Here is a 26,533-nt window from a genome sequence, read left to right as displayed (position 1 = left end):
GGGCACCGTGCCGAACGCGCCGGTCGACAGCGACCCGAGGGCGTAGCCGAACCGCGTCCGGACGCTCAGCCGGTCGCCGGGCAGAACATGAGAGGAATTCGTCATTGCTCGCAGCACCCTACGGTCGTGACTGGACGGCGTCCAGCCCTCACCAGGACAGGACGAGCCGGCACGCCGCCTTTTCGAGCACGATGTCACCGCGCGGGCCGGACACCCCCACCGGGTACGCGTCGACACGCAGTCCGTCGCTGCCGGGGCGACCCGCCGCGTCCCAGCCATGGACGTGGGCGAGCAGCTCGCCGGCGACCGTGTCATTGCCGTAGCCGAGCACGGTCAGCTCGCCGTCCGCGCGGCTGAGCAACGCGACGCCGTCGTCGCCGAGGATGCCCGCGGTGACCGCGGCCTCGGGTGCCCGCAGCGGCGCGGCGCGGAGCAGCGGCGCGCCGTCGCCCGCCGCCTCGGACAACGTGCACCAGCACGGTTCGCGCAATGCGAGCCACAGGCTGAGGCCGTCGAACAGCTCCGCGATGCTGGGCGAGACACCGGTGCCGACGATGGTCGGCACCTCGGCGAGCACCTCGGCGAGCGCGGCCGGGTCGACGTCGCGGTCGTGCGGCAGGTTGAGCGTGACGCGCTCGCTGATCCGGTAGTTCCGTTCCGGACCGGCTGCGCTGCCCCGCATGCGCATGAACCCGCAGGGCCGCGCGGACCGGCTGGTCCAGTGGTCGCCGTCCAGCTCGAACGCGATGGTGCGCTGGACGCCGTGCAGGTCGAGCGGCACCACGAGCCGGCCGCGCGGCGCGAGCTGGTCGCGCCACGCCGGGGCCAGGTCCCAGACACCGACCGTCGCGATGATCCGGTCGTAGGGCGCGTTGTCGGGATGGCCCAGCGCGCCGTCGCCGGTCACCAGGACCACGTCCGGGCACCCGGCGGCGTCGAGGTTCTCCCGTGCGCGCTCGACCGTGTCCTCGTCGAGGTCGACGCTGGTGACGCGGCCCTGCTCGCCGACGATGTGGGCGAGCAGGGCCGCGTTGAACCCGGTGCCGGCGCCGATCTCCAGCACGCGCTGGCCGTGGCGCGCGGCCAGCTGGTCGAGCATGATCGCCATGATCGTGGGCTGGGAGGACGAGCTGATCGGCCGCCCGTCCTCGTCGCGCTTGGTGACGATCGCCTCGTCCTCGTACGCCTGCTCGGGTGGCAGATCGGGGAGGAAGAGGTGTCTCGGCACCGTTCGCAACGCGTCCACGACGAGCGGGTCGGTGGCGGCGCCCTGCTTGCGTACCTGCGCGAGCAGGTCGTGTCGCAGCGCGTTCAGCTCAGCGGGCACCCGCCCCATGCTGCCAGGGTCAGAGCGATCGCTGGTAGGTCCGGAACGCCCGGGTGGCGATGAACCCGGTGACGACCGCGACGACGAACAGCCCACCGAGCCGGACGAACACCGCTGACCAGTCCGGATCCGCGGACAACGCCGCCCTCGCCGCGACGACCGCCCAGTCGACCGGGTTGTAGGAGGAGACGGTCTGGATCCAGTCCGGCGCCGCCTCGCGCGCGATCATCGCCGAGGACAGGAACGACAGCGGCAGCGTGAGCATGGTCGAGAACCCGATCAGCGACTCCTGGGTGCGCACGAGCAGCGCCATCCCGTTGGACAGGCAGGAGAACGCCGCCGCCAGCAGTACCGCCGCGAGGAACATGACCAGGATGCCGACGATCCCACCCGCGAACTCGGCACCGAGCACGAGCCCGACGAGCACGACGACGACCCCCTGCACGACGATGCTGAACGCCTGGTTCAACACCGAGGCGAGCATCATCGCCCCCCGGCTGACCGGCGAGGACAGCATGCGGTCCATGACCCCGCGGTCCATGTCGTCGATGAACGCCATGCCCGACCAGCCACTGGTGAACAGCACGGTCATGATCACGACACCCGGTGTCAGGTAGTCGATGTAGGACCCACCCCCGAACCCGGGCAGCTCCACGATCCGCTTGAACAGCTGCCCGAACAGCAGCAGCCAGATCATCGGCTGGATGAGCATGATCACCACGAACGCCGGCTGGCGCAGCGTGGCCCGCAGCAGTCGCTGGGTGAGATAACCGGAGTGCGGCACGAGCGTGGTCATCGGGCCGCCTCCGCCTTCTCGCGTTGGGCGTCGTGCGCGTCGGCGAAGGTGCGGCCGGTGTGGCGCAGGTAGACGTCGTCCAGGGCGGGCCTTGCCACGGTCACCGCGGCGACCGCCACCGATGAGCGTTCCAGGGCTGCCAGTGCCGCGGGAACAGCGCTCGCGCCGTGGTCGACGCGGGTGCGGATCGTGCGACCGGACACCGTGATCTCCCGGGTGCCGGTCATCCCCTCGATGGCCAGGCGGGCCGCGTCCACCGAGGCGTCCGGGGACAGGTCGATCACCACCGCGTCCCCGCGCAGCTCGCTCTTCAGCTCCTCCGGGCTGCCCTGGGCGACGAGCCGGCCGCGGTCGACGATCACGAGCTGGTTCGCCAGGTGGTCGGCTTCCTCCAGGTAGTGGGTGGTCAGCAGGATTGTCAGCCGCTCCTGCCGGGCCAGCCGGGCGATCTCCGCCCACATCTCGCTGCGGGCCTGCGGGTCCAGGCCGGTGGTCGGCTCGTCGAGGAACAGCACGGACGGCCGGTGCACCAGGCCCATGGCGACGTCCAGCTTGCGCTGCATGCCGCCGGAGTACTGCTTGACCAGGCGGTTCGCGGCGTCGGTCAGGCCGAACAGCGCGAGCAGCTCGTCCACCCGCTGCCTGGCCTCCCGGCCCCGCATGCCGTGGACGTGCGCGACGAGCAGCAGGTTCTCCCGGCCGGTCGCCTGGGGGTCGGTGCCGGAGGCCTGTGTGACGACGCCGATCGCGCGCCGTACGTCGTTCGGCCTGGTCAGCACGTCGATGCCGGCCACGGTCGCGCTGCCGCTGGTCGGTCTGGACAGGGTGGTGAGGATCTTGATGGTCGTGGACTTGCCGGCGCCGTTCGGGCCGAGCAGCCCGAAGACGGTTCCCGGCGGGACGGTGAAGCTCAACCCGCTCAGTGCCGTCACGTCCCCGTACTTCTTCACGAGGTCGACGGCCTGTATCGCATGCGTCAAGAGAATCTCCTGGTCAATGGTCGACCAGGCCGGTCCGCACGCACGGCTATCCTTGAGATGCGCCTGGTGCCGTGCTCGTACGAGCCGAGCCTGGGTTTCTGGTCACTGGCCGGGTGTTGCCGCACCCGGCCAGTGCTGTATCTCTGAATCTCCCCCTTCGTATATCCGAAGTCGAGTATGATGGTGGCGTCAGCGTGACGTCAATAGTGGTGTCACTCCGACCCCCAGCTGATGCCGAACTCCTGGGCCGCGCCCTCCCACTCGGCCTCCCCCGGCACCCCGTCCGCCAGCTCGTGCGCACGCCGCCAGGCCCGGATCTCGGGCAGTTCCGCCTTCTTCAGGCGCTCGATCGTGGTGTTCACGAAGTCCCGCTCCGCCCGCCGGAGCACCTGCACGTAGTCGACCTCGATCGACCACAGGTAGGGCATGCCGTGCTCGGCCATCGCGGCGAGGATGCCGTCGGTGGCGCCGATCTCCGCGTCCAGCCGGGTCCGGCGGACCTCCAGCAGCCGGAGCACCTCGTCCGGCGACAGCACCGGCATCAGCGACAGCGCCGCCTCGAACTGGAGGTACTCCTTGACCGGCATCGCGAGCAGCTCGGAGAGCCAGTCGACCAGCTGGATCCGACCGGGTTCGGTGATCGCGTAGACGGTGCGCTCCGGGCGCCGGCCCTCGCGGACGGTCTCCTGCACCTCGATCAGCTGGTGGCGCACCAACGACTCCACGACCGAGTACAGCGAGCCGTAGTTGAGCTTGATGCTCTGTTCCTTGGCCCGCTCGCGCAGGGTGCTCGACATCTCGTACGGGTGCATCGGCTTCTCGGCCAGCAGGGCCAGCACCGCGAGCGCGAGCGGGTTTCCGACCTTCCGCTTGCCCATGGGGCACAGAATACTCGATGTCGAGTATTTGTCCGGTGAGCGGCGTGTTCAATGGAGAGGTGACCAACCCACCGGAGTACCGACAGCACCGCTTCACCCTCCCGCCCGGCGCGACCGAGATCCTGCTGGTCCGGCACGGCGAGTCCGCGCCGGCACGCGAGGACCGGCCGTTCCCGCTGGTCGACGGGCAGGGCGACCCCCCGCTCGCGGAGTTCGGCGAGCGGCAGGCGGTGCGGGTCGCGGACCGGCTCGAGCACGAGGAGCTCGACGGCATCTACGTCACGTCGCTGCGGCGCACGCACCAGACCGCGGCGCCGCTGGCCGCGCGCCTCGGCATCACGCCCGAGGTCGAGCCGGGCCTGCGGGAGGTCATGCTGGGCGAGTGGGAGGGCGGCCTCTTCCGCATCCGCGTCGCCGAACGCGATCCGATCGCGCTGGAGATGTACGCGAAGGAGCGCTGGGACGTCATCCCGGGCGCGGAGTCCACCGAGGCGCTGTCCGAACGGATCCGCGAGTCGATCGAGCGGCTGGCCGCCAGGCACGTCGAGCGCCGGATCGCGGTGTTCACCCACGGCGGCGTGATCGGTCAGGTCGTCGCCATGGCCACCGGCTCACGCCCGTTCGCCTTCATCGACGCCGACAACGCGTCGATCACCCAGCTCGTGGTGTGGGGCGAACGGTGGCTGGTCAGGCGCTTCAACGACACCGCCCACCTGGACCTCCGGTTCACGCTGACCGCGGAGCCGCCGGTGTAGTCGCCCTTCACTGAAACGCGGCCCACATACAATGCCCCCGTACCCGTTAGCGGCGCGGGGGCATTCACGCATTCTTCCGAAAGTTACACCGTACCCCCGATCAGGTAAACCTGCAATTTGCAGGCGAGTCGAAGTTGCGGCCGACCGGCGATTACCGCAGTCTTGGCATCGCACCCGCCCGGTCCCCGACCCGCACCTCCGGACCGGGCACATCGGCGGGCGGTGCGTCGTCGAGCGATCCTCCCCCTCGCGCTCCGACGTGCCGCCCGCCTCCGGAACGTCCTTGAGGAGCAACGGAATGACGGCCGAGCACGAGCGGCTACTGGCTCTGGTGGAGCCGCTGCGCGCCATCGACTGGGTGTTCCTCCCGACCACGCTGGCCGCCCCGACGAGCCGCAGAACCGTCGACGCCCTTTTCGGTCTGCGGACGCGGGACGCCACCGAGGACAATATCCAGCTCTGGGAGCAATGGGCGACCGCGGCACGCCTCGAGAAAAGGGGCGGCCGGGAAATCCAGGTGTGGCACAGCTCGGGCAAGATCGAACAGGTGGTGCGGGACATTCTGGTGTTGTACAAATAGCGAGCCGCGGTTTCGCGCGGCGGGCGACCGCGCGGAACCGCGACTCGGGTCGGCGCGAGCACGGGAACTCACGCCGGTGGGGCACCGATCAGTGCCGGGCCCACTGGTACTGGCGCCAGACCTCCTTCGCGGAGAGGGCGCGGTCGTAGAACATCAGCTCGTCCATCCGGCAGTTGCACGGGTTCCGCTCGACCGTGTTCTGCGGGAAGCTGCCGCCGATCTTGATGCCGCGCGGGTCGGACGCGGTGGTCACGTCCGGCTCCGGCTCGCCGTTCAGCAGCCACGGGTCGCCCGTGACCGTGTAGAAACCGTCGAGCGGGCGGCCGTCGCGGTACAGCGCCATCTCGCCGGTGTCGTAGTTGAACGTCGCCGCCAGGTTCACCCACTCGTTCCGCGGCAGGACCTCCTGCCACGGCAGCGATGCCGCGAACGTCTGCGACGCGCCGCCGTCGATGCGCCGGCCCAGCGCGACCACCTTCAGCTCGTCGCCCACCTGGATGACCTCGAGCAGTGCGCGCACCGCGTGCCCGTCGGAGTTACCGGTGAGCACGCCGGCCAGCCCGACCGCGTTGTACATGTCGTTCGGGTCGGCCGTGACCGTGTTCGGGCTCGGGTTGGTGCCGGTCATCTTGAACCAGCCCATGACCGTCGCCTCACGAGCGGCGTTGAACGCGTGCAGCGACGGCACGCCGGTCGCCGAGTAGATGCCGGCCTTCCAGTCGTCGTTGCTCGTGACGGTGGAGACCTGCCCGGTCTGCAACGCGTGCCGGAAGCCGTCCCGCACCAGCGGCGCGCCGTTGATCAGGTTGATGTCCGTGTGCGACCTGCCCTGGTCACGCTCGACCGCACCCCTCGTGTGCTCGAAGTCGTAGTACGCCACCAGGTCCCGCCGCAGCGACGGGAAGACGCCTCCGGTCCGATGGTGCCCCGCCCCCGCCGTGGCGGAGGCGGGCACCGTCCCGGACAGCGCCGCGAGGGTCACGCAGCAGAGCGCAATCACCAGTCGACGCATCCTTTTCACCCCTGTACGGCTCTGCCGGTGACGCGGAAGTTCCTGGTCCGCCCGATGTTGTCGAACGAACCGAACCCGACGCGCCCGGACGTGAAGGTGTGGTCGACCGCGGTCATGATCAGCTTGCCGTCGACCCGGACCGCGATCTCACCGCTGGACGCGCACTGCGTGACGCTCACGTTGTGCCACTTCGCGTCGGTGATGGCCGGTGGCGCGCCGCGGGACTGCACGGCGTTCCACTGGTCCTCGATCCGCAGCCGGTCCGCGTTGTTCACCACGAAGACCCCGTTGTGCGGGTAGATCGTGTTGTCGGTGGACAGGTGCACGTAGTAGAACTGCGTGTCCGACCGGTACCCGAAGACGATGATCACGTCCCGGTTGACGATCTCGACCGGCGTGTCCAGGCGCACCTTCGCGTCCACGCGGACGTTCGAGAACTCCGGACCCTTGCTCACGACCGCGTACTCGAACGGCCGCCGCGGACCCGGCCGCGCGACGCCGGCCTCGGACAGGATCGCCTCGTTGCGGGTGAACTCCCACTTCGAGGGGGTCACCGGCGTCCACGAGCCGGCGCCGTGCGGGACCACCGTGGTGTGGCCGGTGGAGCAGCTGGCGAACCGCTGCGTGCCGGTCACCTTCCAGATCTTCCCGTTGGCCTTGGCGATCAGGTACAGCTCGCCCTTGCCGTCCTGACCGAACCGCAGGTCCACCCGCTGGTCGCCGACCAGCTGCCGGAACGTGGTGCGCTGACCGTTGAAGTACACCTGCGCCTGGTAGATCTGCGCCAGCGGACCGCCGCGGCGCATCTGGTTGGCCTCGGTGAAGAAGATCCGGCCGTCGACCAGGTCGGTGAACAGGTACTTGCCCCGCAGCTCGGGAATCGAGCCGCGGTAGACGAAGCCACCGTCGATGGCGTGCCCGGAGTCGGAGCACAGGTTCGAGCCCGGCGGCGGGTTGTGGTCGAACGCGGCCACCGGGTAGGTGTAGCCATACTGGGCGTCGTCGGCCGGCAGCGGGTACACGCCGCACTGCGGGTCGCCGCGCTTGTAGACGAACGGCCCTTCTCGTTCACTCCAGCCGAAGTTGTCCCCGGCCCTGACCTCGTCGACCGCCTCGATGCGGTGCTCGCCGATGTGGCCGAGGTACATCCGGCCGGTGGCCGGGTCCCAGCTGAACCGGTGCGGGTCGCGGAAGCCACGCGCGTAGATCTCCTGCGCGACACCGGACTGGCCGGCGTAGGGGTTGTCCGGCGGGATGCCGTACTGGCCGCCGGTCCCGTTGGTGCCCAGCGGGTTGATCCGCAGGACCTTGCCGAACGGGTTGGTCAGCTCCTGCGGCACCGTCGTGGTCGCACCCATGCCGCCGTCGCCGGAGGCGACGTAGAGGACGCCGTAGTCGCGGCTTCCCTTGCGGGCGTAGGGGTTGAAGTCGATCTGCTGGATCGCGTGGATCTGCCCGAACTCGCCGAGCCGCATGATCTCGCGGTGGGTGCCGGAGAACGTGTCCGCGGTCGGGTCGGTCACCGTCCACTCGGTGATGATGGAGTGCAGGAAGGGCGTGCTGGTCTCCGGCGGGAAGGTGGTCGGCTTGCTCAGCGCGGCGCCGTTCTCGCTGTGCACCGTGTAGAACTTGCCGTTGCGCCTGAAGTCCGGGTGGAAGGCGATGAACCCGGATCCGGTGCCGAGACCTCGGCCGGAGAAGAAGTCCGGGAACTGCGCCTTCACGTCCAGGAAGACGTGCTGGACGCCGTGGTCGAGGAGGTAGATGTTGCCGTTCAGGTCCGGCACGTACAGCCGGCCGGAGCCGTCCGGCACCTCACCGAGGTGGTTGATGCGCGCCCACCGCATGAGGCGGGGGTCGGTCGGCGCCGGCGTCGGCTCGGACTTGGGGAACTGCGCGAACTCCTCGACCGTGAGCCCGAGGCTCGACGGCACGGGATCCGGCAGGGGGTCCTGGAGTGGTTCGTCGGCCTGTGCCACCGCGACCGGTGGCACGGCGATGCCGGCCGCGACCACCGCACCGGCGATCGCTACCAGCCACCGTCTCTGTTTCGACATATCCGCCCACTTCCCTGTGGGTTCGACGTGGTCAGGAAAGCGCTTTCCGGCAAGCGCTTTCCTGACCCTACAGACGGTCTCCGCCCGGACGCAAGACCCGCCCGCCCCTGCCCGTCGGGGGACACTCCGCGATGCCGCGGACCGCTGTCGCGAGCGGACCGGCGGGCGAACTCCGCCCGTGCTCGATGCGGTGCCGGAGCCGCCGGAGCCGCCGCGATGTTTGCGGAACGGCGCCGTACGCCGGTTATGGTCGTTCTCGTGTTCGCCGCTGAGCGTCGTCAACGAATCCTCGAGCTGGTCAGGTCGAGTGGCGCCATCTCCCTGCGAGAACTGGCCAGGCAGGTGCAGACGTCCGAGGTCACCGTCCGCCGCGATCTGCGCGCTCTGGCGGCACAGGGTCTGCTCGACCGCCACCACGGCGGCGCGGCGCTCCCCGGCGGCCTGTCGCACGAACCGACGTACTCCGAGAAGACGCACGTCGCCTCCGACGCGAAGGCCGCGATCGCCGCGCTGGCGGCGGGGCTCGTCAGTGACGGCGATGCGATCGTGGTCGGCGCGGGGACCACCACGCAAGCGTTTGCCTCACTGTTGACCAGGCACAACGAACTGACCGTCGTGACCAACTCGCTGCTGGTCGCGACCGGGCTGTCCGGCGCCCGCGGGGTCGACGTGGTGGTCACCGGCGGGACGCTGCGCGGCTCCATCCACGCGCTCGTCGGCGGCACCACGGAGCAAACGCTTTCCTCCGTACAGGGCACCCGGGCGTTCATCTCCGGCAACGGCCTCACCGCGGCACGCGGACTGTCCACCCCGAACCTGACGGTCGCCGGCGTCGACCGCGCGCTCGCGGGCGCCGCGCGGGAGGTGGTCGTGCTGGCCGACCACACCAAGATCGGCGCCGAGGCGTTGCTCCAAACGGTCGCACCGGAGGACATCCAGCACGTGGTCACCGACGACGCCTCGGACCCGGCCGAGCTGAGCGCGCTGCGGGAGCTCGGCATCACCGTGCACGTGGCCGCGGTCGAGGCCACGGCGTCCTAGTGCCGCTCGGTCGCTGTACGAGACTGTTGAGTCTTGACAGAGAAGTTTCGAATGTGACTGAATCTGATCGATGTAGGTCGCCCGCGAGGGCGCGACCTCCCTGACCAGCGGGAGTGCCAATGACGGCAGCACGTTCGCTTCGCCCTGTTCGCGTGGCCGGCACCGCGGTTCTCGCGGTCACGCTCACGCTCGCCGGCTGCACCAAGTCCGAGGACTCCGGCGGGACCTCCACCCCGAGCAGCGGCGGCGAGCAGGTCGCGCAGCAGGACTCCAGCGGCCCCACCTGCGACCTCAAGCAGTACGGCGGCGACAAGCTCGACCTGAAGGACGCGATCGTCGGCTTCTCCCAGTCGGAGAAGGAGGCCAACCCGTTCCGGATCGCGGAAACGCAGTCGATCAAGGACGAGGCGCAGAAGGTCGGCGTCAAGCAGCTGCTGACCACGAACGCGAACTCCCAGCTCAACAAGCAGATCTCCGACATCCAGGACATGATCAACCAGGGTGCCCAGGCCCTGATCGTGGCGCCGCTGAACTCCGACGGGCTCGAGCCCGCCCTGGCCGCCGCGCGGGCCAAGAACATCCCGGTGCTGACCGTGGACCGCAAGGTGAACTCGCAGGCCTGCAAGGACTACGTGGCCTTCCTCGGCTCCAACTTCGTCGAGCAGGGCAAGCGCGCCGCGGACGAGATGGCGAAGGCCCTGAACAACAAGGGGAAGGTCGCGATCCTGCTCGGCTCGTCCGGCAACAACGTGACCACCGACCGGACCAAGGGCTTCGTCGACGAGCTGAAGGCGAAGGCGCCGGACGTCGAGATCGTCGCCCAGCAGACCGGTGAGTTCACCCGCGAGAAGGGCCAGTCGGTGATGGAGCAGATCATCCAGGCCCAGCCCGACATCACCGGCGTGTACGCGGAGAACGACGAGATGGGCCTCGGCGCGCTGGTCGCGTTGAAGAGCGCCGGCAAGACGCCGGGCACGGACGTGCAGGTGGTCTCGATCGACGGCACCCGCAACGCCGTGCAGAAGGTGGTCGACGGCGAGATGGCCGCGGTCGTCGAGTCCAACCCGCGCTTCGGGCCGCTCGCGTTCGACACGCTGAAGAAGTTCCTGGGCGGCGACGCCGTGCCGCAGAACGTCGTGATCACCGACAAGCTCTACGGCAAGGACAACGCGTCCACCGAGGTCTCGAACGCATACTGACGATGGAGCCGATCCTTACCGCGACCGCCATCGGTAAGAGGTTTCCCGGGGTCGTCGCACTGTCCGAGGTCGACCTGACGCTCCACGCCGGCGAGGTGCACGCGCTGGTCGGCGAGAACGGTGCCGGGAAGTCCACGCTCATCAAGGTCCTGACCGGGGTCTACCAGCCCGACGACGGCACACTGCGCTACCGGGGCGAGCCGGCGGTGTTCGGCTCGCCCATGGCGGCACAGCAGGCCGGGATCGCGACCGTGTACCAGGAGGTCAACCTGGTGCCGCTGCGGTCGGTGGCGAGCAACCTGTTCCTCGGCCGGGAGCCGAAGCGGTTCGGGATGCTGGACTTCCGCGCGATGAACGCGAAGGCCAGGGACCTGCTCGCCTCCTACGGCGTGGACATCGACGTCACGCGTCCACTGCGGACGCTGGGCATGGGCGTCCAGCAGATGGTGGCGGTGGCGCGCGCGGCGGCGACCGACGCGCGCGTCCTGATCCTCGACGAGCCGACGTCCTCGCTGGAGCCGCGCGAGGTGGACACGCTGTTCGGGATCATCGAGCGGCTCAAGGCCGGCGGTGTGGCCGTGCTGTACGTGAGCCACCGGCTCGACGAGCTGTACCGGATCTGCGACCAGGTCACGGTGCTGCGCGACGGCCGGCTCGTCCACAGCGGACCACTGGCCGAGCTGCCCCGGCTGCGGCTCGTCGCCACCATGCTCGGCCGGGACCTGGAGGAGGTCCGCCGCGAGGGTGCGACGAAGTTCGAGGGCGAGCACACCGCGGCCGACCAGCCGGTGCTCACGGCCACCGGCCTGACGAGCAAGCACCGGCTGGACGACGTGGCGATCACCGTGCGGCCGGGCGAGATCGTCGGGCTGGGCGGGTTGCTCGGCGCGGGTCGCAGCGAGACGGCCATGGCCATCGCCGGCGCGCTCCCGCTCGACTCGGGTGACGTGCACGTCGACGGCAAGCGGTTGCGGACCGGGTCGGTGGCGGTCGCCATGCGGGCCGGCGTGGTGATGCTGCCGGAGGACCGCAAGGCGGACGGGATCCTGCCGGACCTGTCGGTGCGGGAGAACATCGTGCTGGCCGCGCTCCCCCGGCTGTCCCGCACCGGCCTGGTGTCCCGCAAACGCCAGGACGCGATCGTCGACACGTTCATGAAGCGGCTGCGCATCAAGGCGTCCAGCCCGGACCAGCGCGTCGGTGACCTCTCCGGCGGGAACCAGCAGAAGGTGCTCCTGGCGCGGTTGCTGTGCACGCAGCCGAAGGTGCTGCTGCTGGACGAGCCGACGCGCGGCATCGACGTGGGTGCCAAGGCCGAGGTGCAGGGGCTGGTCGACGAGCTGGCCGCCGAGGGTCTCGGCGTGGTGCTGATCTCGTCGGAGTTCGACGAGGTGGTCGAGGGTTCGGACGCGATCGTGGTGTTGCGGGAGGGACGGGTGGTGACGACGTTGCGTGGTGCGGACGTGAACGAGGCCGCGTTGCTGTCGGCGCTGGCGGAGGAGGAGCGGGACGAGGGAGCTCTCGGCCGGACCGACCGAGGAGCGGGGACCGCGTGACGAGCCGCGACGACGGAAGGAGGCGGCCGGCGGATGAGCGGAGCGACCGGTGAACACAGCATGACCGCGTTCGCGGTGCGGCCGCGGGTGTGGTTGCGCGACAACGGGGTCTACGCCGCCATCGTCGTGCTCGTGGTCTTCAACCTGGTGTTCACCGACAACTTCGCGACCGTCGCGAACCTGAACACACAGCTGGTGCAGGTCGCGCCGATCCTGATCGTGGCGCTGGGCATGGCACTGGTGATCGGCACCGAGGGTGTCGACCTGTCGGTGGGCTCGGTGATGGCGATCGCGGCCGCGATCCTGCCGCTGTACCTGGGTTACGGGCTGCTGCCGGCGATCGGGTCGGTGCTGGTGGCCGGCGCCTTGTGCGGGCTGGTGAACGGGACGCTCGTGGCGGTCGTGGGGATCCAGCCGATCGTGGCGACGCTCGCGCTGCTCGTCGGCGGCCGCGGGCTCGCGCTGGTGTTCGCGGACGGGCAGCTCAAGGACATCCGCAACGACGCGTTGCTGGGCCTGGGTTCCGGCAAGGCGTTGGGCGTGCCGTACGTCGTGCTGATCGCGATCCTGTTGACGGTGCTGGTGTTCCTGCTCGTGCGGTACACGACGTTCGGCCGGCAGCTGGTCGCCGTCGGCGGCAACCGGTCGGCGAGCGCGCTGGCCGGGCTGCCGGTGCGGCGGGTGCTGATGACGACGTACGTGCTCTCCGGCGTGCTCGCCGCGATCGCCGGGGTGGTGGCGACGGCCCGGTTGACGGCGTCGGACCCGTCGTCGGTCGGGACGCTGTACGAGCTGGCGGCGATCACGGCGGTCGTGGTCGGCGGGACGCCGCTGTCGGGCGGGAAGGTCCGCGTGGTGGGGACCGTCGCGGGTGCCCTGCTGATGCAGCTGATCACGGCGACGCTCATCAAGCACAACCTGCCGGACTCCACGGCGCAGATCGTCCAGGCGGCGATCATCGTGGTGGCGGTTTACCTGCAGCGATCGAGGGCGGCGGCATGAGCGGAGCCTGCGGAGCGTTCCGGCGCCACGGAGCGGACGAGGTCACGGCATGACTGGCACTGGCATGACGGCTGTTACCGAAACGGACACGACGTCCGTCGCCGCGAACCGCACGACCGGGCGCGAGCGGCTGGCGGGCCTCGCCCAACGCCGTGGTTCTGTGGTCGTGCTGGCGCTGCTGGTGATCATCGCGACGTTCTCGTTCGACCGGTTCGCCACGGTGGGAAACCTGCAGAACATCACGATCCAGAGCAGCTTCCTCGCGATCGTCGCGCTCGGCATGACGTTCGTGATCATCTCCGGCGGCATCGACCTGTCCGTCGGGTCGGTGTTCGCGCTCGGCGGAGTCCTCGCCGCGTACGGAATCCAGTGGGGCAGCCTGGTCGGGTTGCTGCTGCCGCTGGTCGGGTGCGGCCTGGTCGGCCTGCTCAACGGCCTGCTCGTCGCGTACGGCCGGCTGGCGCCGTTCATCGTCACCCTCGCCACGCTGCTCGGCGCGCGCGGGCTGGTGCTGGCGATCACCGACGAGGGCTCGACCACCCGCCTGATGCCGCGCGACGCGCTGCTCACCAAGATCGGCCAGGGCACGTTCCTCGGGCTGGGCATCCCGGTGTGGATCACGCTGGTGCTGTTCGCGATCGGCGTCGTCGTGTTGCAGCGCACCGGTTTCGGGCACTCGGTCCTGGCGATCGGCGGCAGTCGCGAGGCGGCCACGCTCATGGGCCTGCCGGTCGTGCGCAACACCTGGGTGGTGTACCTGGTCAGCGGCCTGACCGCGGGCCTCGCTGGCGCGCTGGCCGCCGCCTACTCCGCGTCCGGTGTCACGATCGTCGGCCAGGGCCTCGAGCTGGACGCCATCGCGGCGGTCGTGATCGGCGGCACCCTCCTGACCGGCGGCGCCGGTTCGGTCGGCGGCACGCTGGCCGGCGTCCTGCTCCTCCGCGTCATCCAGAACGTGATCAACCAGGTCGGCACCCTGAACGCCAACTACCAGTCCGTGGTCAGTGGCGCGTTCCTGGCTGTCGTCGTTGCTGTGCAGGCATATCTCAGTCGAGCGTCTCGATGAGGAGGTTGGTCGATGTTCCGAAGAGCCCTGGCCGTCGTGGCCCTGGTGGTGGCGGGGTTGGCACCCGCGCTGCCGGCGGCGGCCGCGCCCGTGTGGCACGCCAAGACAGCACCGCTCAGCACACCCTGGACGCACCTGGTAGGCCCCAGCAACGCGCTGCCGGAGTACCCGCGCCCGCAGCTGACCCGGCCCGAGTGGAAGAACCTCAACGGGGTCTGGGAGTTCGCCGGCGCGGCGGCCGGTGAGGAGCCGCCCATCGGCGAGTCGCTGCCGGAGCGGATCCTCGTGCCCTACCCCGTCGAGTCGGCGCTGTCCGGCATCATGCGCGTCGAGGAGCGCATGTGGTACCGCCGCACGTTCGAGGTGCCCGCGAACTGGCGCAAGGACCGGCTGGTCCTGAACTTCGGCGCGGTCGACTACGACACCCGCGTGTGGGTCAACGGGAAGCTCGTCACCACGCACCGCGGCGGCTACGACTCGTTCTCCGCGGACATCACCGCCGCGCTCAAGCCGCGCGGGCAGCAGGAGATCGTCGTCGGTGTCGAGGACCTGACCGACAAGACGTGGCAACCCATCGGCAAGCAGCGGCAGGTCCCCGACCGCGGCATCTTCTACACGTCCTCGTCCGGAATCTGGCAGACGGTGTGGCTGGAACCCGTACAGGCCAGGCACATCACCAAGCTGGACATGACGCCCCGGTTGTCCGACAGCACGCTGCGGCTGACCGCGCGGTCGTCCATCGAGGGCACGGTCGAGGCCGTGGCGTACGACAGGGGCCGGGTCGTCGGCCGGGTCCGCGGTCCGGCGAACGAGGAGCTGGCGCTGCCGGTGCCGCACGCGAAGCTGTGGTCGCCGGACTCGCCGTTCCTGTACGACCTGAAGGTGACCCTGTTGGACCGCAAGAAGAAGGTCGACGAGGTCGGGTCGTACTTCGGCATGCGGGAGATCGGCACCGCACCGGGTGCCGACGGCAAGCTCCGCATCACGTTGAACGGCAAGATCCTGTTCAACATGGCGACCCTGGACCAGGGCTTCTGGCCGGACGGCATCTACACGGCGCCGACCGACGCCGCGCTGCGGTTCGACCTGGAGCAGCACAAGGTGCTGGGCTTCAACGCGGTGCGCAAGCACATCAAGGTGGAGCCGGACCGCTGGTACTACCACGCGGACAAGCTCGGACTCCTCGTCTGGCAGGACATGCCGGCGATGAAGACGTCGAACGAGACGCCGCCACCGGACGCGCGGGCCGAGTTCGAACGCCAGCTGCACCGGATCGTCGACCAGCACCGGAGCTGGACGTCACTCGTGGTGTGGGTGCCGTTCCTCGAGGGCTGGGGCGAGTGGTCGCGCGAGGACACGGGCCGCATCGCCGACGACGTGAAGGCGCAGGACCCGAGCCGGCTGGTCGACCCGCACAGCGGGGTGAACTGCTGTGCGTCCCACGGTGACTCCGGCCGCGGCGACATCATCGACTACCACGCCTACGTCGGCCCGGCGACCCCGACACCCGAGGGTTCGCGGGTGTCGACGGACGGCGAGCACGGCGGCTTCGGCCTCGAGGTCGAGAACCACATGTGGTTCGGCGAGGGGCACGCGTACGAGATGGAGCCGGACTCGACGACGCTGACCAGGCGCTACGTCGAGAACCAGCGCGACGTGCTGACCTCGGCCCAGCGGTGCGGCATCTCCGGCGCGATCTACACGCAGATCACGGACGTCGAGCACGAGGTCAACGGCTTCTTCACCTACGACCGGCAGGTCAAGAAGATGGACTTCGCGCAGGTCAAGGCGGTGAACCAGCAGATCATCCGCGGCGCGGACGGCTCGGGCAGCGGTGCGCAGCCGCCGCCGGGCACGCCTGGCCCGGACGGGATCGCGTACTACCCGTTCAGCGAGGGCACCGGCACCACGACCGCGGACGAGGTCGGCTCGCACGACGGCACCCTGGTGAACGGTCCGACATGGACGACGGGCACCAACGGCAACGCCCTGCAGTTCAACGGTTCCTATGTGGACACCGGCGCGCCGCTGGTCGACACCGCGGTGCAGAACTACACGGTGGCGGCGTGGGTGCGCATGGACGACCTGAACGGCTTCCAGACCGCGGTGAGCCAGGACGGTGCCAGCAACAGCGGGTACTTCCTGCAGTACTCGGGCTCGGACGGCCGGTTCGCGTTCAGCTTCGTCGGCGTCCGCGCCCTGGCACCCACCCCGCCCACCCCGGGCCAGTGGTACCACCTCGTGGGCGTCCGCGACGCGGCGGCCGGCACGCTCAAGCTGTACGTGAACGGTGCGCTCGCCGGCCAGGCGTCGGCGTGCCTGGGCGACACGGCGACGGGCGACACGGTCATCGGCCGCGCGAAGTACGGCGGCAACCAGGTCGATTTCTGGCACGGCGCGATCGACCAGGTCCACGTGTACGACCGGGCCCTGACGGACGCGGAGGTGACGCAGCTCTACTCGTCCGGTAGGTGATTGCCCCGAGGTCCGGGCGGCGCCCCTCGCCGCCCGGACCTCTCTTGTACCGAACCGGGCACGCACCGTCACCAGGTGGGTTAGCCTGCTGACCATGGCAAACCCGTTCGAGGGCCTGGACCCGGACGCCATGCTGCGCGAGCTGCGCCAGCAGGCGGCGGACCTCGAGACCAAGGCGACACAGCTGCAGACCGACCTGGCGTCCGCGAGCGCCACGGCCACCTCCCCGGACGGCGCCGTGACGGTGACCCTCTCCCCGACCGGCGCACTGCGGGACATCTCCTTCTCCGCGAAAACGGCCGCCCACAAACCGGAGGCCCTGGGCCCGCTGGTGATGAAGACGGTGCGGGCCGCCCAACGCGAGGTCTCCAACCGCGTGGCGACGTCCCTGGCTTCGCAGTTCGGCGACCCGGAGACGATGGACTTCATCAGCCAGTTCATGCCCGAGCCGGAGCCGCCGAAGCGCGACCGCGGCGCGACCGAGGACTTCGAGGCCCCCGTGCTGCGCAAACGCCAGGGCGGCACCCCGAAAGCCCCGGAACGCCGCCGCCCCGACGACGGCTCACTCCTGCGCTGAGGGAGGCGACATGACCTTCGACGGCACGGACGTCGACCCCGACGAGCTGAAGAAGTTCAGCAGGGGCGCTCACGAACGCGCCCAGAACGCCACGACCACCGCGGACGCCGTCGAGGGCGTGCACATGGGCCCCGGCATGCTCGGCCTCTTCAGCCAGCTGTTCCTCGACAGCGCGACCGAGAACCAGCGGAAGCTCGTCTCGAACGTGCGGGCCATCGCCGCGACGCTGTCGGCCGACGGCACCATCGCGAGCACCAACGCCGGCGAGGCCGAGAACACCGAGCAGACGCAGGCGGACCGGTTCACGAACAGGGAGCCGCGATGACCGAGTACCCATCGACGTGGACCAACGTCGGCGGCGGGCAGAACTGGGACCAGAACTTCACGGGCGCCGGGGTCCTGGACGGCATGGCCCAGACGGTCAGGTCGATCCAGAACGGCGACTGGGTGTCGGTGGGCGCCAACGCCCTCTCCGCCGGGATCGACGCGCTGGGGTTCATCGAGAACCCGGTCAAGGCGCTCGGCGCCACCGCCATCGGCTGGATCATCGAGCACCTCACGGTCCTCGACGCGTTCCTCGACCGGACGACCGGCGATCCCGGGGCGGTCCAGAATGCCGCCGAGACCTTCTACAAGGCGGCCCAGGACCTCGACGGGATCGCCGCCGACCAGATCAGGTCCTTCGGCATGGACGTCGCGAACTACCGATCGGGGCAGAGCCCGTCAGCGGTGACGTTCGAACAGCGGATCGGGCCCCGCGGCGACCAGCTGAAGGCGTTGAGCCTCCAGTGCCAGGGCCTCGGCGAGGCCATGAACACGGCCGGCCTGCTCGTCGCCACCTGCCGGGGAATCATGCGCGACGCCCTGACCGAGTTCGCCTACTGGGTGTTCAGGAAGGGCGTGATCGCCCTGGCGGCCGCGCCCTACACCGGCGGCGGCTCGCTGACGTTCTTCCTGACCGACTCCTGCGTCGGCGGGGCGAAACTGGCCAGGAACCTCGCCGACGAGGTCGACACGCTGATCAGAAACCTCAAGAAGCTGGAAGGCAGAGTGGGCAGGCTGGTGGCCACGACGCTGGAGGGCCTGGAGAAGCTCGCGAAGCCCCTCGGCGACACGTTCGAACACGCGGCGGCCGTCAGCGTGGGCAAGAACTACGTGACGTCCGGAGCCAAGGCGTTGGACGACTCGACGACGTTGTCGGCGGCCGACGCCGCGGCACAGCAGGTCGCGGAACACGACGCCGCAGAAGAACGCGGGAAGCACGCCGATGGTCCGCTGCTGCCGCCACCTCCGGAACCGGTGACACCGCTCCCACCCGCACCGGAGGAACAAGGGCCGGGCCTCAACACGCGGTGGACCGCCCACGGCACGCTGGACGAGTGATGGCCGAGCCGCCACCGCTCGAACCGCTCCTCGTCGTGCAGGCACGGAAACTGTTCACGATCAGCGTGCTCACCCCGATGATCACCTACCTGGCCGTGGTTGCCGCCCTGCTCTTCTACGGACGACCGAGTGCCGCACACTTCTGCGTACTCGTGGTTCCCGGCGCGATATTCCTCACCCTCGTCGCGTGGACGGGATACTGGGAGTGCGAGAACAGACCCGATGCCTGGGACGGCTCCTTGTTCCTCGCCTCCGTCGATGCCGGCCTCCTCCTTTCCTCCATGTGGGCGATCAGAGCCGACTCGAGGTTCCAACTCGGCGTGCCGGCGTTCTCGGTCGCCGCCGCCGTGCTCACCGTCGGTACCTTCCTGGTCAGCCTGGTGCCTGCCCGGCGCGCCGCACGCATGGTTCTCGACGACCTGTCGTTGCCCGACGTCGTCAACAGCTCGCTCGTCATCACGTTCAGGTCGCGCGTCGGGGTGGGCGGCGTGCACGACCTCACTGTGACGCCTGACTCGCTGGTGGTCGGCTGGCGAAAGGCGAACGGTAGGCCGGAGCCCACCTATCCGCTGGCCGATGTGTCCGCCGTCGCCCCGCGGTGGGTGGACCGCAACCGTGCGTGCCCCCTGCCGGGTGTCGAGGGCGGCAGCGTCCCGGTCACACCCGGTGAGGTGGCCGTCGTCGACCTGCCCGGCGGGGAGTTGGTGTTCCCCACGGAGGATGCGGAGCGGATGGCGCGGTTCATCGCGGAGCGGTGGGCTGTCGTGCTCGCGGGATGACAGCATGGGCGCATGGCGCTTGTCGTGGTGATGGGGGTTGCGGGGTCGGGGAAGTCCACTGTGGGTACGGCACTGGCCGCGCGGATGGGTGTGCCCTACGCGGACGCCGACGAGTTCCACAGTCCGGCGAACGTGGCGAAGATGCGGGCCGGGACCCCGCTCGACGACAACGACCGGCGGCCCTGGCTGTTGGCCATCGGGAAGTGGCTGGCCGCGCACGCCGACACCGGGGCGGTGGTCACCTGTTCGGCGCTCAAGCGGGCCTACCGGGACACCCTGCGTGAGGCCGCGCCCGACATCACGTTCCTCCACCTCGACGGTGACATGGACACGGTCAGGCAGCGGGTCGCCGGTCGGGTCGGGCACTTCATGCCCACCTCGCTCGTCCAGTCGCAGTTCGACGCGCTCGAGCCGCTCGGCGAGGACGAGCGCGGGGTCGTCATCGACCTCGCGCTGCCGGTCGACGTCATCGTCGCGCGGTTCCTGGAGTAGCTTCGGTTTCTGATGAAGACGATGATCGATTTCGAGCAGGCCCGCGTCTACGCGATCCCCATGACCAGCAGGTTCCGGGGGATCGACGTCCGCGAGGGCATGCTCATCGAGGGCCCCGCCGGCTGGGGGGACTTCTGCGCCTTCCCCGAGTACGACGACCGGGAGGCCGCCGCCTGGCTGACCACCGCCATCGAGGCCTGCACGGTCGGCTGGCCCGACCCTGTCCGCGGCCGGATCCCCATCAACGCGACGGTGCCCGTGGTGGCACCCGAGAAGGCGCACGAGATCGTCCGCGACTCGGGCTGCGGGACCGTCAAGGTAAAGGTCGCCGAGGGGTCCGTCGACGACGACATCGCGCGGCTCGAGGCCGTGCGGGACGCCCTGCCCGGCGGGCAGATCCGGGTGGACGTCAACGGGGCCTGGGACGTCGACACGGCCCTCGCCACCATCCCCCTGCTCGACCGCGCCGCGGGTGGACTCGAGTACGTCGAGCAGCCCTGCGCCACCATCGACGAGCTGGCCCAGGTCCGGCGCGGGATCAACATCAGGATCGCGGCCGACGAGTCGATCCGCCGGGCCGAGGACCCCATGAAGGTCGCCGTCGCCGAGGCCGCCGACATCGCCGTGATCAAGTGCACGCCGCTCGGCGGGGTGCGGCGGGCCCTGCGGGTCGCCGAGGCCTGCGGGCTGCCGGTCGTCGTCTCGTCCGCGCTCGAGACGTCCGTCGGGCTCAGCGCCGGGCTCGCCCTCGCCGGGGCACTGCCCGAGCTGGACTTCGCCTGCGGGCTCGGCACCCTGTCCCTGTTCGACGGGGACGTCGTCGGCCCGGCACGTGCCCTGACGCCCGTCGACGGCCACCTGCCCGTCGCGCCGGTCACCCCCACCCCCGACCCCGCGCTGCTCGACCGCTACGAACTGCGGGATCCCGCGCGGGTCCAGTGGTGGCGGGACCGGCTCGCCCGGCTCGTCAAGCTGGACTGACCTCGTCCCGGCGTGGCATGCCGGTCTGCGCGCCGCGCTGGGTCGTCGAGACGCCCGCCACCCGCACCGCCCAGCGCGTCGCCTCCACCAGGGACGAACGCCGCGCCAGGCCGTCGGCCAGCGCACCGCAGAACGCGTCACCGGCGCCGGTCGCGTCGACGGCCGCCACCGGAGCGGCCGGCACGTGCGTGACCTCGTCCCCCTCGACCACCAGGGCGCCGTCGGCACCCAGGGTCACCACGACGGCGGCCGGCCCGGCCAGCGACCTGGCCAGCGCCGCGGCCTCGTCGATATCCGTCGGTTCCGGCGCACCCGCCAGCACCCCCAGCTCCGACCGGTTGGGGATCAGCACGTCGACCGCCGCCAGCAGGCCGGCTGGCAGCTCACGGGCGGGTGCCGGGTTGAGCAGCACCGTCCCACCCGCCGCGCGAACGGCCGCCGCCACGGTCTCCAGCGGGATCTCCAGCTGCACCAGCAGCACGTCGGCCGAGGCCAGCAGGTCGGCGTCGAGGTGCTCGACCCCGAGGTGCGCGTTGGCCCCGGGACTCACGGCGATCGTGTTCTCACCGCCGTCCGCCACGGTGATCAGCGCGATGCCGCTCGGTACGCCGGCGACGGTGTGCAGGCCGGCCAGGTCGACCCCGGCGGAGGACAGGGCGTCGCGGGTGGTGGCCGCCAGCTCGTCGTCACCGACACAGCCGACGAACGTCACCGCCGACCCGAGCCGGGCGGCCGCGACCGCCTGGTTGGCGCCCTTGCCACCCGGCGCCCGCAGGTGGTCGCGCCCGAGCACGGTCTCCCCGGGCGCCGGCAGCGCGTCCACCGGCACCACGAAGTCGACGTTGCAGCTACCGACGACAACAATGCTCACTCGACAAGCTCCGTTCGGCCACGACGCTCACTCGACAAGCTCCGTTCGACGACGACGCTCACTCCGACAAGCTCCGTTCGACGACGACGCTCACTCCGACAAGCTCCGTTCGGCCACAACGCTCACTCCGAGCTTGACCTCGCCCACAGGTTGATGCCGCTCTCGACCGCGTACTTGTCGATCTCGGCCAGCTCGGAGTCGGTGAACTCCAGCCTGTCGAGCGCACCCAGGTTGTCGTCGAGCTGCCGCACACTGGACGCGCCGATCAACGTGGACGTCATGCGGCTGTCGCGGAGCGTCCACGCCAACGCCAGCTGCGCGAGGGACTGCCCGCGCCCAGCGGCGATCTCGTTCAGCGCCCGGATACGCCCGAGGTTGTCCTCGGACAGCATCGTCCTGGACAGTGACCCGTCACGGGCGGCCCGCGAGTCCTCGGGAATGCCGCTCAGGTACCGATCGGTCAACATCCCCTGCGCGAGCGGCGAGAACCCGATGCAGCCGATCCCCAGCTCGCCGAGCGCGTCGAGCAGGTCCGGCTCGATCCACCGGTTCAGCATCGAGTACGACGGCTGGTGGATCAGCAACCGCACCCCCATGCCGGCGAGCAGCGCGTGCGCCTCCCGCGTCTTGGTGGGCGAGTACGAGGAGATCCCGACGTAGAGCGCCTTCCCCTGCTGCACGGCGGAGGCGAGCGCGCTCATCGTCTCCTCGAGCGGCGTCTCCGGGTCGAACCGGTGCGAGTAGAAGACGTCGACGTAGTCCAGCCCCATGCGGGACAGGCTCTGGTCGAGGCTGGCGAGCACGTACTTGCGCGACCCGCCACCCTGCCCGTACGGCCCGGGCCACATGTCGTACCCGGCCTTGGTCGAGATGATCAGCTCGTCCCGGTAGGGCCGGAAGTCCTGCGCCAGCAACGCACCGAAGGTGGCCTCGGCGGACCCGTAGGGCGGCCCGTAGTTGTTGGCCAGGTCGAAGTGGGTCACCCCGCGGTCGAACGCCCGCCGCAGAATCGCTCGGCACCGCTCCAACGGCACCTCGGTACCGAAGTTCTGCCACAGACCGAGGGAGATCGCGGGCAACCGGAGCCCGCTGTCCCCGGTCCGCCGGTAGGACATCGTCGTGTCGTAGCGGTCCTGCGCTGCCTGGTACGCCGGCGGCACGCTCATACTGTTCGGCCTCCTGAAGAACTCCGATCGCGGCTGTCCACGATCTTATGTCCGCGCTGGCTGGAAGACCGGCCGTGCGGGAACCAGCCCGCTGCCCCAGGCCGGCCTCACCCCGGGCCCGACCAACGCGACCAGCCGAACTAGCCCTCCTGAAGGTCCGCGAGAGCCTGCTTGACCTTGGTCAGCTCGGCCTCCAGCTCGGCGAGCCGCGCCTGGTGCTGCTGCCGGGCGACGTCCAGCACCGACTCGATGGCCTTGGAGATGTCCTCGTGCAGCTCCGCCGCCGCCCGCGAGACCGCGGCGGCCGGGATCCGCAGCCCCTGCACCACACGGCTGCCCGAGTGCGACACCTCGGCCTGCCACTCGCCGTCCAACGTGCCGGTGACCGTCAGCGTCAGCTCGACCGTCCGGGTCTTCTTGGCCGTGCTGCCGGGCTTGCGGCCGCGCTTGGCGGGCACGGGAGCCTCGGCCTCGGCGGCCGCGTCGGTAGCCGCGGGAGCCTGCGCCGGCGCGTCGGTCTCCGGCGCGGCAGCCTCGGTCTCGGCGGGCACGGCCGACTCCTCCGGCTGCTCGGCCGGCTTGTCTCCACTCTTAGGGGACACCTTCACGCTCCTTCGTCTGCGGACGCCGCGGTGGCGAGATATTAGAACATGCGTTCGCCGGCCGCGTGCTGGGCGGGTCGGGAACCGCACCACGCATCATCGCGCCTTCTCGTGACGGGGAACACGCGGGTCGGCCTGTTCCTTCTGGCGACGGCCCTGGTATTGGCGGACGCGTCAGTCCTTCCGGCCGTGCACGGCGATCGTGGCGCCCAGACCGATGATCATCATCGCCTGGGCCGCCGACCAGTTCCAGGCGGCGCGGCACCGCGATGATGACACCGCGAAGCGGTGTGCGGGCGAGGAACTGGCCGAGCGACCTCACGCCGCCGAGGCCAGTTCTCCCACCTCCGCCGGGTCGCGCGTGTTACGGGCCAGCCCCAGCGCGAGGGTCAGCATGGCGAGGACGGCGGTCAGCGCCATCACCCGTTCGACCAACCCCAGCGGGGCGAACAGCCACCACGGCCCGTAACCGGCGACCATCCGCACCACCCCGACGAGGATCACGCCGAACCACGCGAGTGACACCACGGCGAACCCGCGGGCCGCGAGCCACCAACCCGGCCGGTGCGGGAACACCCGGCCGGCCACCATGATCACCGCGAACGGCAACGCCACGAACCCGACCACGCTGGCGTAGCGGTGGACCACGCCGCCGATGCTCGGTCCGACCGACCAGTCCGCCTTGGTGAACGCGACGATCACCAGCAGGCTCGCCACCCACAGCGCGGCGAGCACGACCGCCCCGTGGTAGGGCGCGACGCCCCCGTGCCGCACCACCGCGGTGAAGCAGAGCACGGACCCCAGCGCGATCAGCAGCACCGCCAGATCGAACAGCCACTTGTTGGAGGTCAACGCGTACTGGCTGAGCGTGCGCCGCAACGGGCTGATCTCGTTCGTCGGCGGGACCACGTGCAGCACCAGCATCAGCACGATGCCCGCCACCAGTGCGAGGACGCTGGCCCGTGCGGTTCTGGAGGGCATGTGACCGAGGTTAGCCAGCGATCCTGTGTACGACGTGAGAGGCCAACCGGTCATTCACGGCGTTGGATGAGCACCGCGACGCCGTCGAAGATGCGGTCGAGCCCGAAGCGGAAGTCGTGCTCGAGCGCGTCACTCGGGTTGTCCTCGTCGTCGAAGGCTCCCGAGTCGACGACCGCGTGGAGCGCGGGGAACTCCTCCGCCGAGGTCAGCCTCTTGATCAACGCGCCGTAGCCGGTGACGGCCGCCTGCGCGACCGGGTTGCCGGCCTCGACCGCGGCCGCGATGTCGCCGGAGAGCCCCGCGAAGCTCCGCGTGTAGCTCGTGATCAGCAGGAGTACCGACATCTTCTCCTGTTCGGTCAGCCTGGTGCCGCCGAGGGCACGCAGTGCCCACTCCATGAACCGCATCTGGTGCGGCATGATCGGCGCGCTGCTGATCGGGATGCTCAGGATCCACGGGAACCGGCGCAACGCGGTCAGCTGGATCCGCGCCCACTGCTCGAGCCGCTCCCGCCACGTGCCCTCGACCGGCTCGGCGGCGTTCATCTGCCCGAACGCGCCGTCGATCATCAGCCAGAGCAGCTCGTCCTTCGACCCGACGTACCGGTACAGGGACATCGCGGACGTGCCCAGCTCGCCGGCGACGCGGCTCATCGACACCCCGCCGATCCCCTCGGCGGTGGCGACGCGGATGCCGGCGTCGACGATCTGCTCCAGCGACAGGCCGCGCTTCGGCCCCTTGGTCGGGCGGTCGCGGACGCCCCAGGCCAGCTCGAAGCTGGCCGGCAGCCCGGTCTCCTCCGTCATGACCCTGACCCCTCGATCAGGGATGTCCCTGATTCACTGTTTATACCCTACGCAATACCGTTTATCCCGTACGCAGAAGCTCCCGGAGTCACTCAGGAGGACTCATGGAACCAGTCATCGAGGCTACCGGCCTCACGAAGTCGTACGGGGAGGTGCGGGTGCTGTCCGGTGTGGACCTACGCGTGCCGCAGGGCAGCGTGTTCGCGCTGCTCGGCCCGAACGGCGCCGGCAAGACCACCACGGTCCGCATCCTGACCACGCTGACCCGGCCCGACGGCGGCACCGCCCGCGTCGCCGGGCACGACATCGTGCGGGAACGGGCGCTCGTGCGCCGCGGCATCAGCCTCACCGGCCAGGACACCGCACTCGACGAGCTGCAGACCGGGCGCGAGAACCTCCGGATGATGGGTCGGTTGTGCCGGCTCCCCGGCGGCAGGGCGGCCGCGCGGGCCGACGAGCTGCTGGCACGGTTCGACCTGGTGGAGGCCGCCGGACGGCGGGTGAGCACGTACTCCGGCGGCATGCGGCGGCGGCTGGACCTGGCCGCGAGCCTGATCGTGGCGCCGACCGTGATCTTCCTCGACGAGCCGACGACCGGCCTCGACCCGCGCAGCCGCGCGGAGATGTGGACGGTGATCACCGAGCTGACCAGGTCTGGGGTGACGATCTTCCTCACCACGCAGTACCTGGAGGAGGCGGACCGGCTCGCCGACCGGATCGCGCTCGTCGACGGCGGCCGGATCGTCGCGGAGGGCACGTCCGCCGAGCTGAAGCAGCGGGTGGCCGGGCAGCGCCTCGACCTGACGCTGACCGACGCCGACACCTTCGACGCGGCGGCACTGCACCTCGGCGACCGCGCGCTGCTGTCCGACCGGGACCGCCGCACGCTGTCCGTCGCCACGGACGGCAGCGCGGCGCACGTCCGCTCGGTCCTCGACGAGCTGGACCCGCGGCGGCTGGTGATCGACCGGTTCGCCGTGCACTCCGCCTCCCTCGACGACGTGTTCCTGGCGCTGACCGGGCACACCACCTCCGCCCGCAAGGAGACCGCCGGTGTCTGACGTCGCCCTCCGCCCCGCGTCCCCCACCGGCGACCTGCTGGTCATGGTGCGCCGGGCGGCCCGGCTGTCCATGCGCAACGTGGACGCGCTGATGACCTCGCTCGCGCTGC

Annotated in this window: 26 protein-coding genes; 15 read left to right on the top strand and 11 right to left on the bottom strand. The window is 70.2% G+C overall.

Annotated elements, in window-relative coordinates:
• Nucleotides 1-148: 148 nt before the first annotated feature.
• From fxlM to ACJ73U_RS46960, 4 genes are all read right to left on the bottom strand, one after another.
• Complete coding sequence (gene fxlM, locus ACJ73U_RS46975) at nt 149-1,327, bottom strand: methyltransferase, FxLD system (RefSeq protein WP_407784305.1); 1,179 nt, start codon at nt 1,325-1,327, stop codon at nt 149-151.
• 19 nt (nt 1,328-1,346) lie between these two features.
• Nucleotides 1,347-2,123 (bottom strand): ABC transporter permease, encoded by a 777-nt coding sequence (locus tag ACJ73U_RS46970; protein ID WP_407784304.1) that lies wholly within the window; start codon nt 2,121-2,123, stop codon nt 1,347-1,349.
• On the bottom strand, nt 2,120-3,103 hold the full coding sequence (locus ACJ73U_RS46965; protein ID WP_407784303.1) for an ABC transporter ATP-binding protein: 984 nt from the start codon (nt 3,101-3,103) through the stop codon (nt 2,120-2,122). The genes ACJ73U_RS46970 and ACJ73U_RS46965 overlap by 4 nt, the downstream gene beginning before the upstream one ends.
• 212 nt (nt 3,104-3,315) lie before the next feature.
• Nucleotides 3,316-3,981, bottom strand: a complete 666-nt coding sequence (locus tag ACJ73U_RS46960; protein ID WP_407784302.1) for a PadR family transcriptional regulator — start codon at nt 3,979-3,981, stop codon at nt 3,316-3,318.
• Between the two features lie 59 nt (nt 3,982-4,040).
• Between ACJ73U_RS46960 and ACJ73U_RS46955 the strand changes: the two genes are divergently transcribed.
• Complete coding sequence (locus ACJ73U_RS46955) at nt 4,041-4,736, top strand: histidine phosphatase family protein (RefSeq protein ID WP_407784301.1); 696 nt, start codon at nt 4,041-4,043, stop codon at nt 4,734-4,736.
• 298 nt (nt 4,737-5,034) lie between these two features.
• Nucleotides 5,035-5,316: a hypothetical protein gene (locus tag ACJ73U_RS46950; RefSeq protein ID WP_407784300.1), complete on the top strand. Its 282-nt coding sequence runs from the start codon at nt 5,035-5,037 to the stop codon at nt 5,314-5,316.
• Nucleotides 5,317-5,404: 88 nt separating this feature from the next.
• Here ACJ73U_RS46950 and ACJ73U_RS46945 read toward each other — a convergent pair whose 3' ends face one another.
• Nucleotides 5,405-6,328, bottom strand: a complete 924-nt coding sequence (locus tag ACJ73U_RS46945; protein WP_407784299.1) for a LamG-like jellyroll fold domain-containing protein — start codon at nt 6,326-6,328, stop codon at nt 5,405-5,407.
• Nucleotides 6,329-6,333: 5 nt separating this feature from the next.
• Complete coding sequence (locus tag ACJ73U_RS46940; RefSeq protein ID WP_407784298.1) at nt 6,334-8,385, bottom strand: PQQ-dependent sugar dehydrogenase; 2,052 nt, start codon at nt 8,383-8,385, stop codon at nt 6,334-6,336.
• A gap of 258 nt (nt 8,386-8,643) precedes the next feature.
• Here ACJ73U_RS46940 and ACJ73U_RS46935 point away from each other — a divergent pair, with 258 nt between their 5' ends.
• The 12 genes from ACJ73U_RS46935 (at nt 8,644) to ACJ73U_RS46880 (ending at nt 20,936) form a co-directional block, all read left to right on the top strand.
• Complete coding sequence (locus tag ACJ73U_RS46935) at nt 8,644-9,426, top strand: DeoR/GlpR family DNA-binding transcription regulator (protein WP_407784297.1); 783 nt, start codon at nt 8,644-8,646, stop codon at nt 9,424-9,426.
• Nucleotides 9,427-9,545: 119 nt separating this feature from the next.
• Entirely contained in the window at nt 9,546-10,625 is a 1,080-nt protein-coding gene (locus tag ACJ73U_RS46930) for an ABC transporter substrate-binding protein (protein WP_407784296.1), read from the top strand.
• Between the two features lie 2 nt (nt 10,626-10,627).
• Entirely contained in the window at nt 10,628-12,181 is a 1,554-nt protein-coding gene (locus tag ACJ73U_RS46925) for a sugar ABC transporter ATP-binding protein (RefSeq protein WP_407784295.1), read from the top strand.
• A gap of 33 nt (nt 12,182-12,214) precedes the next feature.
• Nucleotides 12,215-13,183 carry an ABC transporter permease gene (locus ACJ73U_RS46920; RefSeq protein ID WP_407784294.1) on the top strand — a complete coding sequence of 323 codons (969 nt, stop codon included), beginning with the start codon at nt 12,215-12,217 and terminating at the stop codon, nt 13,181-13,183.
• A 49-nt stretch (nt 13,184-13,232) separates the two neighbouring features.
• Nucleotides 13,233-14,249, top strand: a complete 1,017-nt coding sequence (locus ACJ73U_RS46915; protein ID WP_407784293.1) for an ABC transporter permease — start codon at nt 13,233-13,235, stop codon at nt 14,247-14,249.
• Nucleotides 14,250-14,261: 12 nt separating this feature from the next.
• Nucleotides 14,262-16,724, top strand: a complete 2,463-nt coding sequence (locus ACJ73U_RS46910; protein ID WP_407784292.1) for a LamG-like jellyroll fold domain-containing protein — start codon at nt 14,262-14,264, stop codon at nt 16,722-16,724.
• Between the two features lie 94 nt (nt 16,725-16,818).
• The gene (locus tag ACJ73U_RS46905) at nt 16,819-17,301 is read left to right on the top strand and encodes a YbaB/EbfC family nucleoid-associated protein (RefSeq protein ID WP_407784291.1); all 483 of its coding nucleotides are present in this window, start codon (nt 16,819-16,821) and stop codon (nt 17,299-17,301) included.
• Nucleotides 17,302-17,311: 10 nt separating this feature from the next.
• Complete coding sequence (locus ACJ73U_RS46900) at nt 17,312-17,626, top strand: hypothetical protein (protein WP_407784290.1); 315 nt, start codon at nt 17,312-17,314, stop codon at nt 17,624-17,626.
• Nucleotides 17,623-18,684: a hypothetical protein gene (locus ACJ73U_RS46895; protein WP_407784289.1), complete on the top strand. Its 1,062-nt coding sequence runs from the start codon at nt 17,623-17,625 to the stop codon at nt 18,682-18,684. The genes ACJ73U_RS46900 and ACJ73U_RS46895 overlap by 4 nt, the downstream gene beginning before the upstream one ends.
• Nucleotides 18,684-19,463 (top strand): hypothetical protein, encoded by a 780-nt coding sequence (locus ACJ73U_RS46890; protein ID WP_407784288.1) that lies wholly within the window; start codon nt 18,684-18,686, stop codon nt 19,461-19,463. Before ACJ73U_RS46895 ends, ACJ73U_RS46890 begins: the two co-directional genes overlap by 1 nt.
• Before the next feature lie 12 nt (nt 19,464-19,475).
• Nucleotides 19,476-19,955: a gluconokinase gene (locus tag ACJ73U_RS46885; protein WP_407784287.1), complete on the top strand. Its 480-nt coding sequence runs from the start codon at nt 19,476-19,478 to the stop codon at nt 19,953-19,955.
• A 12-nt stretch (nt 19,956-19,967) separates the two neighbouring features.
• Entirely contained in the window at nt 19,968-20,936 is a 969-nt protein-coding gene (locus ACJ73U_RS46880) for an o-succinylbenzoate synthase (protein WP_407784286.1), read from the top strand.
• Here ACJ73U_RS46880 and rbsK read toward each other — a convergent pair.
• The 5 genes from rbsK to ACJ73U_RS46855 form a co-directional block, all read right to left on the bottom strand.
• Complete coding sequence (gene rbsK, locus ACJ73U_RS46875; protein ID WP_407784285.1) at nt 20,923-21,807, bottom strand: ribokinase; 885 nt, start codon at nt 21,805-21,807, stop codon at nt 20,923-20,925. The genes ACJ73U_RS46880 and rbsK overlap by 14 nt on opposite strands.
• A gap of 122 nt (nt 21,808-21,929) precedes the next feature.
• The gene (gene mgrA, locus ACJ73U_RS46870; protein WP_407784284.1) at nt 21,930-22,973 is read right to left on the bottom strand and encodes an L-glyceraldehyde 3-phosphate reductase; all 1,044 of its coding nucleotides are present in this window, start codon (nt 22,971-22,973) and stop codon (nt 21,930-21,932) included.
• 140 nt (nt 22,974-23,113) lie between these two features.
• On the bottom strand, nt 23,114-23,575 hold the full coding sequence (locus ACJ73U_RS46865; protein ID WP_407784283.1) for a DUF6319 family protein: 462 nt from the start codon (nt 23,573-23,575) through the stop codon (nt 23,114-23,116).
• Between the two features lie 318 nt (nt 23,576-23,893).
• Nucleotides 23,894-24,556 carry a DUF998 domain-containing protein gene (locus ACJ73U_RS46860; RefSeq protein ID WP_407784282.1) on the bottom strand — a complete coding sequence of 221 codons (663 nt, stop codon included), beginning with the start codon at nt 24,554-24,556 and terminating at the stop codon, nt 23,894-23,896.
• Nucleotides 24,557-24,606: 50 nt separating this feature from the next.
• Nucleotides 24,607-25,362, bottom strand: a complete 756-nt coding sequence (locus tag ACJ73U_RS46855; protein WP_407784281.1) for a TetR/AcrR family transcriptional regulator — start codon at nt 25,360-25,362, stop codon at nt 24,607-24,609.
• Nucleotides 25,363-25,466: 104 nt separating this feature from the next.
• Here ACJ73U_RS46855 and ACJ73U_RS46850 point away from each other — a divergent pair, with 104 nt between their 5' ends.
• Nucleotides 25,467-26,423, top strand: coding sequence for an ATP-binding cassette domain-containing protein (locus ACJ73U_RS46850; protein ID WP_407784280.1), 957 nt, complete (start codon nt 25,467-25,469; stop codon nt 26,421-26,423).
• Nucleotides 26,424-26,533: the final 110 nt, after the last annotated feature.

Source organism: Actinophytocola sp. (assembly GCF_045807065.1).
GTDB lineage: Bacteria > Actinomycetota > Actinomycetes > Mycobacteriales > Pseudonocardiaceae > Actinophytocola.
Note: the sequence above shows the minus strand (reverse complement) of the source record. Positions and strands in the feature narration are given on the sequence as shown.